General features: G+C 33.2%; 7 protein-coding genes. 1 reads left to right on the top strand and 6 read right to left on the bottom strand.

Going from position 1 to position 14,055, the window contains the following annotated elements; translation table 11 throughout:
- Positions 1-92: 92 nt before the first annotated feature.
- The 5 genes from ACFSR1_RS12195 to ACFSR1_RS12215 form a co-directional block, all read right to left on the bottom strand.
- Positions 93-2,759: a glycoside hydrolase family 3 protein gene (locus tag ACFSR1_RS12195; RefSeq protein ID WP_378292840.1), complete on the bottom strand. Its 2,667-nt coding sequence runs from the start codon at positions 2,757-2,759 to the stop codon at positions 93-95.
- 575 nt (positions 2,760-3,334) lie between these two features.
- Positions 3,335-7,501 (bottom strand): hybrid sensor histidine kinase/response regulator transcription factor, encoded by a 4,167-nt coding sequence (locus ACFSR1_RS12200; RefSeq protein WP_378292842.1) that lies wholly within the window; start codon positions 7,499-7,501, stop codon positions 3,335-3,337.
- Positions 7,502-7,763: 262 nt separating this feature from the next.
- The gene (locus ACFSR1_RS12205) at positions 7,764-9,380 is read right to left on the bottom strand and encodes a sodium:solute symporter (protein ID WP_378292844.1); all 1,617 of its coding nucleotides are present in this window, start codon (positions 9,378-9,380) and stop codon (positions 7,764-7,766) included.
- Between the two features lie 342 nt (positions 9,381-9,722).
- A complete protein-coding gene (locus ACFSR1_RS12210; protein WP_378292846.1) occupies positions 9,723-10,571 on the bottom strand; it encodes a formylglycine-generating enzyme family protein in 849 nt (282 codons plus the stop codon).
- Positions 10,572-10,676: 105 nt separating this feature from the next.
- The gene (locus tag ACFSR1_RS12215; protein ID WP_378292848.1) at positions 10,677-11,399 is read right to left on the bottom strand and encodes a glycoside hydrolase family 11 protein; all 723 of its coding nucleotides are present in this window, start codon (positions 11,397-11,399) and stop codon (positions 10,677-10,679) included.
- 504 nt (positions 11,400-11,903) lie between these two features.
- Here ACFSR1_RS12215 and ACFSR1_RS12220 point away from each other — a divergent pair.
- Positions 11,904-12,935 (top strand): LacI family DNA-binding transcriptional regulator, encoded by a 1,032-nt coding sequence (locus ACFSR1_RS12220; RefSeq protein WP_378292850.1) that lies wholly within the window; start codon positions 11,904-11,906, stop codon positions 12,933-12,935.
- 37 nt (positions 12,936-12,972) lie between these two features.
- On the opposite strand, the gene ACFSR1_RS12225 is transcribed toward ACFSR1_RS12220, so the two are convergent.
- Entirely contained in the window at positions 12,973-14,004 is a 1,032-nt protein-coding gene (locus ACFSR1_RS12225; RefSeq protein ID WP_378292852.1) for an aldose epimerase family protein, read from the bottom strand.
- Positions 14,005-14,055 lie beyond the last annotated feature (51 nt).

Genomic DNA, 14,055 nt, shown 5'->3' on the forward strand with positions numbered 1-14,055 from the left:
TATTCGTATTACAATTTTTGTTCTGCTAATTAAGATTCCCTAAATACCTTAGCTTTTTAAAAATTAGCTAGCTATGTGCTGTTTTTTGTTTGTTATTTATCATTAATCATAATTGTTTTTGTCATAAGTTGTGTTGTTTCATGGTTTTTACTATTTGGTTGTTTTCCTCCAATATGAAATTGGACGGATCCTGATTTAATTTCTTGTTTTCCATCAGCAGTGATGCGAGCATATTGTTTTGGAGTCACTGAAAAACTCACTTTTTTTGTCTCACCGGCTTCTAAGTTGATTCTTTCAAATCCAATTAAAGAGTGTTTAGGTCCATCGGTATCCAGTTTTTTATCGTGAGATAGGTAAAGCTGAACAACCTCATCTCCTTTAATATCTCCAGTATTGGTAATTTCTACTGTTACAGGAATATTTTCATCAGTTTTTATCTCTTCTGGTATTTCTAATTTTGAATACGAAAAGGTGGTATATGATAATCCGTGTCCAAATGGATACAGAGGCTCTCCTTTAAAATATTTATACGTACGATTTGTCATATCGTAGGATTTGAAATCAGGAAGATCTTCTACAGATTTGTAAAAGGTAACAGGCAATCTGCCTGCCGGGTTATAATCTCCGAAAAGAACATCAGCAATTGCGCTTCCGCCAAACTCTCCCGGATACCAAGCTTCAAGAATAGCAGGAATATTATCGTCTGCCCAGTTAATTGCAAGGGCACTTCCGTTCATCAATACTAATACTATTGGTTTACCTGTAGCATGTATTTCTTTTAATAAGGTAATCTGAGATTGTGGTAAAGAAATTTCTGATCTATCTCCTTTATCAAAACCGTCTAAAACAACTGGCATTTCTTCTCCTTCTATATCCGGCGATAACCCTAAACAAAGGACTACTACCTCAGAATTCTTAGCTGCCTCTATCGCTGGAGATAAAAGATCTTCATCCAATTTAGACCATACTAACTGTGCTTGAGGGTCTGTGTGATAGTTATAATATTTTATTTTAACATCATATGACTTTCCGACTTCTAATTTCATGTCCAGATACCTCATTTTTGGTTCGTGATCATCTTTAAAATCTACTCTAAGAGAATCATTTACAAAAAGTTTACCAGCACTACTTGCTCTTAATCCTATGCGATATTCTCCACTTTCTTCCGGAACAATTTTTCCTGTCCATCTAACAGAAAAACTATCTGAAGATGCATTTTCAAATGGCTTTTCAGAGACCCAAATAAAATCAACAACACTATCAATTCGGGTCACTTTTGGTTCACCTTTCCATTCTTTATTATCGAAGTATTCTCCTTTTAACCCAATATTATCACCATTTCGCAATGCAGAAGCAGGTATTGGTTGCAATAAGGGCCATCCATTTGCAATATGACTTCCTTTAGCATAATGTACTTTTGTATTCGGTAATTTTTCTTGGATCGCTTTTAGAGGCGTAATGTTATTAAGGGGAGTTCCGTGGTAATTTCCTAACAACACCTGTTTTGCATTTGCATTAGGCCCTATTACGGCAATCGATTTAATATCTTTTTTTAACGGAAGTAGTTTATCTTCATTCTTTAACAAAACCATCGATTCTCTGGCTGTTTTCTCAGATAACTTATAATGTTTATCGCTACATACCACATCATACGATATTTTAGACCAAGACACCATTTCCTCAGGATCAAACATCCCCAGTTTAAATCTAGCTTCCATCAATCTGGATAATGCCTGATCGACCTTATCTTCATCTACTAATCCTTTAAGAACCGCATCGCTTAGATTTGGATCATATACGTCTCCACAATTTAAATCGGTACCTCTACTTACTGCCAAAGCTGAAGCCTCAGCAGGGGTTTCGACTAATTCATGCTTATTTGGTTCCCAGAAATCGTTGATTGCCCAACAATCTGAAACCACATAACCATCAAACCCCCACTCTTTTCGAAGTATATCATTTAATAATAAATTACTTCCACAACAAGCTTCATCTCTATATCTATTATATGCACACATCACTGATTGTACATTAGCCTCTTTAATAGCCGCTTCAAAAGCAGGTAAATATGTTTCTTTTAAATCTCTATCTGATGTGTGATAATTATCTTCGTGTCTTGACTTTTCTGGTCCACTATGTACTGCAAAATGTTTAGCCGTCGCTACCACTTTAAGATATTTTGGATCATCACCTTGTAATCCTTTAATAAAGTTAACTCCCATTCTACTGGTCAAATATGGGTCTTCTCCATACGTTTCCTGACCTCTACCCCATCTTGGGTCTCTGAAAATATTAATATTAGGAGTCCAAAAAGTAAGCCCTTGATATATTCCTCTTTTATTTTCTTTGATAAAACCATGATGCTTTGCTCTTGCTTCGTCAGAAATTACTGTCCCTACATCAAATAGTAAAGGAGCATTCCACGTTGAACCCATCCCAATTGCTTGTGGAAATACAGTTGCTTCTCCTGCTCTGGCAACACCGTGTAGACATTCATTCCACCAATTATATGCAGGTACTCCGAGACGCTCAATTGCGGGTGCATCATATCGCATCTGAGATACCTTTTCGGAAAGAGTCATATGACTTATAAGATCATCTACTCTTTCCTTAATAGGTAGTTCCGGATTCTTAAATTTGTATTCTGTCTCGCTTTTTGTCGCACACCCTGTATTCAATTGAAGAATAACTGAAACGACAATGAAGTGGTTAACCCTGAAAAGTTTTTTTAGTATTTTTTTAGATTCTTTTCTTATCATTATTTTAAGTTAAGCTGGTTCTTTTTATGATATTAGGTCAAGTATAAAAACAAACAATCCGAGTACTATTATTATCAAAAATATCTCTCCCAAAACTTTAACTTTAGAGTACTTCTTATTCATGTCCTGTTGGCTAATTCACAATTTTTTAACAATTTATGTACAGGATTAAAAAAACAATGCAACAGATAGAGCATATGATAAAACATTTGTTGCATCTACCTTCAATACCGGGGATTTACAACATTTTAAGCAGTAGAAGCAACAATCGTTATAGCTGAACTTGACCGATATGTGATATAATTATGAAGAATATATCTTATAATCCTTTCTGTTAATACTTCTATAATGAATGGCGTAGAAAATTGAAAATATCTTAAACTTCTAAATTCATAAAAACTGTCAGGTGAGTGATTTTTCATGGTGACCTCTCGACTGCGCTCGAGGTGACAGAAGAAAAATTAGCCTGCCCGCATATGGAGATTATCGACCCTTCGACAAGTTCAGGATGAAAAGGCTTTTATCTGAAAATACTTTGTATTGTAATTGATACTCCAATTACATTTATCGATAAATTAAGATTCATTTATCGTCACCTCTGTGGGTAATATTCCGAAATGTGTTTTGAAACACTTTGTAAAATAGGAGGGAGAAGAAAACCCAACCTTATAACAGACTTCACTAATATTGGTAGAGCCACTTTCTAACACTTGTTTTGCCTTTTGCAGTCTTATGTTTCTTAAAAACTGATTAGCCGTTTGTCCGGTAAGTGTCTTTACTTTTCTATAAAATTGACTTCTGCTAAGATGTAGTTCTGAGGATAGAGATTCCACACTTAGATCAGGGTCACTTAAATTTTCGTAGATATGATTCAATACTTTTTGAATAAATTCTTTATCCAGTGATGTGTTATTCTCATTGATTTGGGCATCACTAACATCACTGAAATACTTATTGAAAACTATTTGCCTTATGGTTAGCATCTGGGTTAAATAGGATTTTAATACTCTCATGTCAAAAGGCTTATTGAGATACACATCTGCTCCAGACTCAATACCTTTTAATCGATCATCTTCCATCGTTTTTGCAGTAAGCATTAAAATAGGGATATGACTTGTTTTGATATCTTTTTTAATTTTCGAACAAAATTCAAAACCGTCCATTTCTGGCATAATTACGTCAGTAATAATTATATCCGGTACTTCTCTTTTGGCAATTTCAAGACCTTCTCCACCATTTTTGGCATCAAAAACCCTGTAATTGTTACTCAATTCCTGTTTTAAATAGTTTCTTAACTCGGTATTATCTTCAACAATTAATAACCTATTGGTTTTATGTTCCTCTTCTATTTGATTTTCTAGGTTTTGATTGTGCACACTGCCTATAAACCTGGTTTTCGAAAGAACGTCTGATTCTTCATCGCTTAACAAAATCTCGTCTTCGGTAAAATGTTCTTTGCCTAAAGGTAGGATTACCGAAAATGTAGTTCCCCGATTAACAATACTATCAACTTCTACTTTCCCTTTATGTAGTTCTACAAAACTTCTCACAACCTCTAAGCCAATACCAGTACCTCCGTAGTACCATTTATTTAGGTTGTCTACTTGATAGAATCGCTCAAATATCTTATCCAACTGTTCTTTTTTGAGACCGGGACCAGTATCAGACACACTAATTTCAAATGATTCTGATAACTTACTATTACCTGTTTTTTCGGCAAGCGTTTGTCCTATTTTTTTTATCGAAATGGTTATTTTCCCTCCCTCTTTGGTAACTTTAAACGCATTGGATAATAAATTAAAAATAATTTTCTCCAGCATACCGATGTCAACCCATACTTTTAATTCTGGTAAATCGTGATGTACAGTAAGGTCTATTTTTTTATGAGATGCTTCTACTACAAAATGACTTACTACATCCCGCACAAAATTTATGATATCAAGCTCTCTTGCCTTAATACTTAGCTTATTAAGTTCAAGCTTTCTATAATCCATCAACTCATTGATTAATCTGTATAGTCTGTCTGTATTTTTGTGAATTACCAGATGCTTTTCGTTTACCTCTTTCGGTAGATTTAATTCTTTGTTTTTAAGTATGTCTTCTAGGGGATTCAGTATCAGCGTTAGTGGGGTTCGAAACTCGTGGGATATATTAGTAAAAAATTGTAGCTTCTTATTATGAAGCTCTTCTTCTTTGATTCTTTTTTCTCTTTCGTATCGTATCTGCTGCTTTTCTTTGATTCTTTTCTGTGTAATTTTATTTAGAAGATATATCCCTAATAAAAACAATAATATGTAGGATGTCATTGCCCAAGTTGTCTTCCACCAGGGAGGTAAAATTTTTATGTGTAGATGTAATGGGTTTTCATTCCATTTGCCATCATTATTAGCTACTTTTAACTTAAAAATATAATTTCCGGGATCTAAATTGGTATAGGTAGCACTTCTTGTATTCTCAACATAGTTCCAGGAATCTTCTAATCCCTCTAAATAATATGCATATTGATTTTTCTCTGGACGGGTATAATTGACACCTGTATATTCTATTGTGAAAACCGATTGTTCATTACTTAGAGATATACTATCTGTCTCAGAAATAACCCTACTTAATGGAGATCCTTCCTGATTGGGATATACTTTTTTGTTAAATATTTTAAAATCTGTAAGAAATAAGTTCGTAGTACTATTATTAGTCTTTATATTTTTAAGATTAAAATAGTCTATCCCTTCATAATTACCGAAATATATAGTCCCCTTTTTATCTCTAAATACGGCATTAAAATTAAAATCATTGGATAGTAAACCATCATTGATATTATAGTTCTTAATGGTTTCTTTTATAAGATCCAGTTTATGAATCCCATTATTACCACTAATCCAAATGTTATTTTGTTCATCCTCTATAATAGCAGAAACATTTTCATCTTTTAATTCATATAGTTCATTATACCATATAAAATTATCTGTTTTTGGGTTATACCGACATAAACCGGCTCCTTTTGTACCAATCCAGATAGATCCATCGGTACCTTCATACATTGAAAGTATATGATTTGTATCGGATTTGTTCTGATATTTACTGTTCATTTTCTCTCTTAATGAAACAACAGAAAATTGATCAGTTTTATTTTTACTCACTTTATACAATCCAGTTGCCGTGCCTATCCATAAATTATTATCAGAATCCATTAGCACCTTTCGAACATCGCTTGTTGGAATTCCATATGTAGAGAATTCCTTAGATGTGTAATGAGTAAACTCATTATTAACGGGATTGTACGAAACAATTCCTCCAAAAAAAGTGCCTATCCAGATGACGCCATCTGCGTCTTCTGCAAAACTTAAAATACTGTTAGAAGATAACCTGCCTTTGGTATTTTCTACTGTATAGTTAATAAATTTCTTAGACCCATTCTTGAGCAAAAAAACACCTCCACTCCAACTTCCTGCCCAAACATTTTCATTACTATCTATAAATATCGTTTGAATATCATATGCAGTAAGATTTGAAAATTCCTTAGTACTATATTTATTAATATGAATGAATTTTTGACTATTTGGATCATAAACATCTATACCTCCTCCGTCTGTACTGATCCATAGTAAACCGGATTTATCCTGAACGATACCTGTAACAGAACCTGCTTCTAAAGAATTTGGATTGCTAGCCAGGCTTTCAATATTTTTAAACTTATCGTACAATTTATCGTGTACTGCAATGCCTTTGTTATAATAACCCATCCATATCCTTTCATTGCTATCCAGAAACAAAGACCATATAGAATTAGATCGTATACTATTCTTATTATTTTTATCAAAAAGATAATTTTTTATGAGCTCTCCATCGGCTTGGATATGAAACAAACCATCATTCTCAGTACCACAAAGGATGGATCCATCTGCATTAGAGATCAATGAAAATATTCGCTTATTTGTAAATTGAAGATTCTTAATATTGAATACTTTATCTGATCTTTTTTCAATTCTGTATATTCCTTGAGAAAAGCTACCCAACCAAATGTTATTATTTGTATCAATTAATAAAGATTTAATAGGAGTTTGAACAGATTGCAAACCTTTTTCTGTTTCAAAAACTGAAAGACGTAACGTATTTGTTTCAGGATCATAAATTTTCAACCCATAATTGGTTGCAGCATATATTTTTCCTTCAGAATTTATCTGAAGATCGTGAACATCTACAAATCCTTGGTTAGCACCCTTGTTTACATTGGCAACCTGTTCTATTTTAAAAGTTTCTGCATCCAATTTAAGTAAGCCCCTTGTGTACGTTCCAATAAAAATATCGCCGCTATCATCCTCAATGATACAATTAACTGCAATTTCAGACTGATAGAAATTTTTTAGCTGAGAAATTATATCAATTCGTTTAAATTGATCCAATTCCCGATCATATAGATCCAATCCGTTTTCTGTACCTACCCAAAGTCTATTCTTTCTATCTACAAACGCGCAGTAGATCGAACTACTACTTAAAGAAGCGGTGTCCTGTAATTTATGTTTGTAAGATTTAAATTCTATTCCATCATATCTGTGTATACCTGCTCCGCTAGTACCAATCCATATAAAACCATTATGATCTTGGACAATTACCGGTACTGCTATCTTTGAAATACCATCCTCTATATTTACAAAATTAAAATCATTTGATTTCTGTTGAGCCCATAGGTAATTGACACAACAACAGAAAAACAGTATATGTACAATGATTTTTTTTATATTCATAAGCTTGTATTCCTTTACCAAATAATAAAGGTAGCATCTTTTGTGCTAATCCATCAATCTTTCCCTTTCTTCTTCTGGATCAGAATTTTACTCTTTTATTATTTCTTATCAACTTATTGAAGTCAATTTGCTACAATTATTTTTTGTGTCACTTGAAAAAATTCATCCCTAAAATATACTGTTTTTTTATCTTTTTCCTAAAAAGCAACTCTAAGTTCATTGTCTAATATGTCTAGGGTTTAGACAAACTTTTTTCACGTCATCATCCTGTAAAATACGTCAGTACTACAACCACAACGACCACCAATAATACTGACAATACAATATCAATTAGAGTATAACTATTTTTAGTTTCTTGTTTTTGTTCTAATGACAATGTTCCAAACGCAAGGCCTTTTATAGTTGCATAATCCGGTGCGGTTGTAGCTAAACTGGTAATCACACAAACGATCACAGAAAAGATGAACATAAATATTGCCATATGTGCAAAATTGATGGTTGCAAACTCATAGGCAAAACCTGATAAATCATCCTTTAAAATTTCTGAAGTAATTCTTAGTGCTGCCACTAAAAGTCCTGAAAACAATGTAACAATCGCAGCTTTAGAATTTACTCTTTTCCAAATTATTCCTAGTATAAATACTGCTGTAATAGGTGGCGCTATATAAGACTGTACGCTTTGCAGATATTGATACAAGACACCTCCACCTATTTTGTTCATAATAGGAATCCATATAATACCCAAAACTACTACTAATGCTGTTGCTACTCTTCCTATATTTAATAACTTTTTTTCTGGCGTCGTTGGTTTCAGTTTTTTGTAAATATCTATTGTAAAGATAGTTGAACAAGAATTAAATACTGATGCCAAGGAACTCATTAAAGCCGCCATTAGTCCACCAGCAACTAATCCTTTTAGCCCTGTTGGCAATAGCGTCTTTACTAAAACAGGAAACACCTCATCTGCTTTTTCATAAGATAAAACACCTTGTTTTGCCAGAGCAAAAGCTATAATTCCAGGAATTAAAAAGATAAAAATTGGTAGTATCTTAAGGTACGCTCCAAAAATAGCTCCACGTCTACCTATTTTTATATTGTTTGCAGCTAAGGTGCGTTGAACAATATACTGATCTGTACACCAATACCAGATACCTACAATAGTTCCACCAAACAATAACCCAGTCCAGGGAAACTCTGGATCAGACATGGGTCTCCACATATTGAAATGATCAGATCCCGCCGTAGCCTTTAGGTTTTCCCAACCACCCACTTCTTGCAAACCTAGATATGTAATGATGATAGAGCCGGCGATTAAAACTACAGTTTGTAGTGTTTCTGTATAGATTACAGCTTTCATGCCTCCTATTATAGTATATGCGCCTGTAAAAACTACAATCCCAATAGCTCCATACCAAAAAGGTATACCTAACAATTCAGAAACTACGATCCCACCTGCATAGATGGTTACTGAAACCTTAGTGATTACATATCCTGCTAAAGAGAAAACCGATAAGAACCAACGCGATTTGCTGTCAAATCTCTTTTCCAAAAACTCCGGCATGGTAAACACTTTGCTTCTCATATAAAATGGTAAGAATAACCATCCTAACAATAACACAATCCAAGCGTGTAATTCATAATGAGCCATGGGCATCCCTGATTCTGCTCCGGTACCGGCCAAACCAACTACGTGTTCTGAGCCTATGTTGGAGGCAAATATTGATGCTCCGATAACAAACCAACCTACATTACGCCCCGCCAAAAAATAATCTGCCGTATCCTTATTTTTTTGTAATATCACCCATACAGCTACTCCGATAAGTGCTAAAAAATACACTCCTAATACTACCCAATCCAATTGTTCTAAGACTGATTCCATAAATATTATTTAATTGTTTCTATGATTTGTGTTGATTAATTATTCCTAGTAATTTGATTCTAAATGACTACTTGTTTACTGGCTGATGTGTGATTAATAATTTTCTTAAACAGGGTTTAACAGATCATCTAATTTTTACTTAAAATTTTATTAAAATCAAAACTATCGTGTGGTGCTTCAATTAAATGGAAAATTTGAAGCGAATGCTATAAATTATGACGCATAACGAAGTGTATCTTAAGATCATAAAAAAATCTTGGATATATATCTGTGATTATTAAAAATGGAAAGTGATCCTTGTTCTATAATAATTCATTTGTTATTAGACATCCATCCAACCAACTAACTTTTGTTTCTACAGATTCTAAAGCCTTGGTCAGGACCTACACCGTTAGCTTCAAAATAATCTCTGTCATTATTTTTTGCATATATTTCAAGCCCAATCCACCCACCACCTCTTTGTGAACGAAAATATCCACGCGGTGTGCGCTCATCTTCATACCAATCATCACACCATTCTCTAACATTTCCTGTCAGATCATATAAACCAAGTTCGTTTGGATTTTTAATGCATATGGGACGTGTTCTACATTGATTTTTCTCTAAAATACTATAATCCCATTGTCCCTTTAGGATGGTATTGCCGCTATTCCTCCAATACCAGGCTATTTCATCAATATTATCACTTCCGCTGTAAGAATAATTTTTGCTTAACTGACCGCCTCCTGCTACATACTCCCATTCCACTTCAGTGGGTAACCGATATCCATTTGCTTTTGGATTTTTCTTGACTAACCATTTAATACTATCAAACTCAGATTTATTAAACTCATCAATAGAGTCTTTATAAATTTTATAATAAGGGATCAACCCTTCTTTTATGCTTTTTTTGATACAAAAGTCCACACAATCATACCAGCTTACCATTTCAACCGGCAGACTTTCTCCTTTAAATCTGGATGGATTACTACCCATAATCTTCATCCATTGCTTTTGTGTAACTTCACTTTTGGCTATATAAAAATCATTTATACGGGCATTTTTTCCATACAAATTAGATTGCTTGTTAATAAAGGTTCCTCCTTTGACAAAAATCAGATTATCATTGATAACTCTTTTTGTTTCTTTTTTGTTACAGGAATAGAATGTCATTACGAATCCAACTAAAAAATAAAACAAACCTTTTTTCATAGTTAAGTAAGGAATTAACCCTTTTCATTAATTAATAAGGGCATAAAACTCAACAAGACCGAAACAATGTATCGGTCTTGTAGTTTTTAATTTTGTGTGTATCAATTACCAAATACTGGCGTTGATTTTTCCCCAATTACCAGTGTAAGATTCTATACCAAAAACCTGATAATCAAAATTTCTTAGGTTGCCCCATTCGGATTGATGTCCACCATATTTGTTCCAATGGTTAATATGTGCCTGCATGTGAACTTGTTGATTAGAACTTGTTGGAGCGTTCCCGTGTTCACTGATATATTGATAAAATGTTTTGGTTCCTAAAATGGAAGGTGCATTAGATCTTAACTGTTTTTTAAATTTATACCTCTTTCCATTAACTGTATAATTCTTATTTTGGTTTTGGCCGGTAATACTCCCTTTTTCTACTACGTAGTATTCTACAAGTGGGGTTTGAGTCCAACCATATACTCCTACAAAATTATAAGACCCTTGAAGCGTACCAATATTATAATTTATCCTTCTTCCATTACCTGTTGACCAACCTTTTCCTCCTACGATATCTCGATTGTCTTTATATTCGATCTCAAAGTTTCCACTGTATTGATCTGCATACGGAAATGTTAATTTGCCCCATCCTCCTTCTTTATATATGGTCCAAAAGTAACCCTTATTAGATCCATCGGTACGGTTATCACTGATATAACCATTACTGTCGATTGATTTTTGGTCGATTTCTAATGTTTCCGCAAAATCGTCAGAATTTAGGTCATCAGAGCAGTTTGTAAGTAAAAACAAACAGCACACTAAAATGCTTAAAAAAGTTCTCATAATTAAATGTGTTTAAGTTAGAATAATTCAAAAATTCACATCCAATTATCAATATTGATATTTTGAGATAACATAATTGTGAATATAAATGAATTTGTGTTAAATATTTAGTCAATATTCAAAACTATAACGTTTGCGATAAAACCATCGTTAAATAGGTTCTTTTTGGATTAAATTCTACGAAAACTTTTCGTTGACACATAACACACTAATTATCAAACAGGTATTTGTATAACGTTTGGCTAACAGATTCAACTCGTTTTTTGGAAATGACAATTTTTTAAAATGGAGCCTCTAATACAATATTTGAAGCAATGTGTATTAGTTTTGTTGCAATTAGAATTTCAGATTCTTACAAATTAAATTATTAAGATTACTTTACAAAAAAGACGTATTTGTTTCATTATAAACTTAAAAAGTTAGGTTTTTAAAACATAGTGATACTTCTAAATACACCTCTAAAAAACCATTTATCTTTAATAATTTTTTATGAATACATAACGCATGAAAAAAAAGAGAATCACATTAAAGGATATTGCAAAAAAATTCAATGTTTCTATTGCAACTGTTTCAAAGGCACTTAATGACAGTTATGAAATCAGCAATAGCACTAAATCTATGATTCAGGAATATGCAAAAGAACTCCAATACAAATCTAATAGTAACTCTTTAACGACTGAAAGACATAAAAACACAAAAACTATAGGTGTTATTATACCCAATATGCTTAACCACTTCTTTACGAAGGTTTTTGTAGGTATCGAAAAGATTGCTACCGAAAAAGGATATAATATTATAACCTGTATATCTAATGAATCTCTTGAAAAAGAAGTAGCCGCCATGGAGTTATTAAAAAACTCTGATTTAGATGGGTTCATATTATCAATTGCAGAAGAAACTCAAGTCAAAAAGAACTTTAGTCATTTTCAGAATGCGATAAATCAAGGTATTCCAATCGTAATGATTGACAGAGTCACTGACGAAATAGAATGTGATAAGGTTATTGTAAATGATGAAGAAGGCGCATATAATGCTGTTAATTATTTTATCAAAACTGGTTGTAAAAATATTGCTATTGTCTCTAACATATATCAGCTTAGTGTTGGAAAACTTAGATTAAAAGGCTATAAAAAAGCGCTTACAGAAGCAGGCATTTTGATTGATGAAGACTTGATCCTTAAGGTTGACGAATTTAATGACATTCATACCTTGCTAAAAATCTTGCTTGACTCGAAAAAGGTAGATGCTATATTGTGTCTGGAGGAAGATTCTGCAGTGAGTACTCTAAAAATGGCCTTGTCCAAAGGGTATAAAGTGCCTGAAGATATTTCTATCATAGGCTTTACTAATGGGATTCTTCCTCGCCACGTAACACCATCTATTACTACGGTAAGTCAACATAGTATTTATCTTGGAGAAGCCGCTGCAAAGATCCTTATCGATAAAATTGAAAATGAAAACATTGAAACCTCATATACCACCAAAGTAATAAAAACGAACCTGATCGAGAGGGAAAGCACAAAACGCTTTCATTAATAGAGTAGGAGGAACTAATTTATAATTTTAGCTGTTTTTAAATAACGGAAAACTGAAAAACACTTCTATTCTCATATTCCTCTCCTGCTTTTAGTAAAGCGGAAGGAAAATGAAGATGATTAGGTGCATCAGGGTAATTCTGATTTTCAAAACAAATAGTCGGAAAATGATCATATATTACTTGATTTTTGAAATTCCAGTTGGGTAAATTTTCCGGAGTATAAATTACTACAGCAGGTTGATTTGTACTAATTTCCATTTGCAAACCACTTGCGGGTGCAACCAGCCTGGCTTTGATGTTATCTGTTGATGCTACATTTTTAACATTGTAAATAAAGGTGTCGTCTATTAGGCCAAAATTTGTTAAGGATTGTAAGTTTTTCAGCTTTAAAAAATCAAACTTAGTGCCATTGACTGATCTTAGCTTTCCTGTTGGTAATTGTTTCAGATCAACTTCTAAATATTCAGGACAATCTAAGAACAACATATGATCTAAAATGCTACCCGAACCATTTAGATTAAAATAGCCGTGACTGGTAAGGTTCACAAAAGTATCTTGATCTGAAATAGCTTTGTAGGTAACTGTAAGATTATTTTCATCCGATAACTGATAGATTGCTTTTACTTCTAAATTCCCTGGGTATCCTTCTTCCATATGCTTACTATGATATGAAAAAATAACAGTGTTTGTGTCACGATTAATAGCGTCAATTTTCCAGAACTTTTTATCAAAACCCTCTAATCCTCCGTGCAAATGAACTCCTGCGTTTTGATACAAAGGATACTTTTGATTATTTAGATGAAAGCTACCGTTACTAATTCTGCCTGCGTATCTTCCTATTGAAGCACCTAAAAACTTAGCACTTGGATGGTATGCAACTTCTGGGTAATCTTCAACAGCATCGAGACCAACAATGACGTTAACAAATTCTCTTTTTTTGTTTAGAATCTCTAAACTAGTAATAGATGCTCCGAAATTAGTTAAGGTTAACTTAGTTCCCTGATCATTTGTGAGTACTACAGAAACACAATCTGTATATTCATCTTTATCTACGATTTTTTGAGCCATTTATAACAACTATTATCTTTAGAGACTTCGTATTTGCTAATACTGTAGCAT

The sequence above is a fragment of the Aquimarina rubra genome (assembly GCF_042684305.1).
In the GTDB taxonomy this organism is placed as follows: Bacteria; Bacteroidota; Bacteroidia; order Flavobacteriales; family Flavobacteriaceae; genus Aquimarina; species Aquimarina rubra.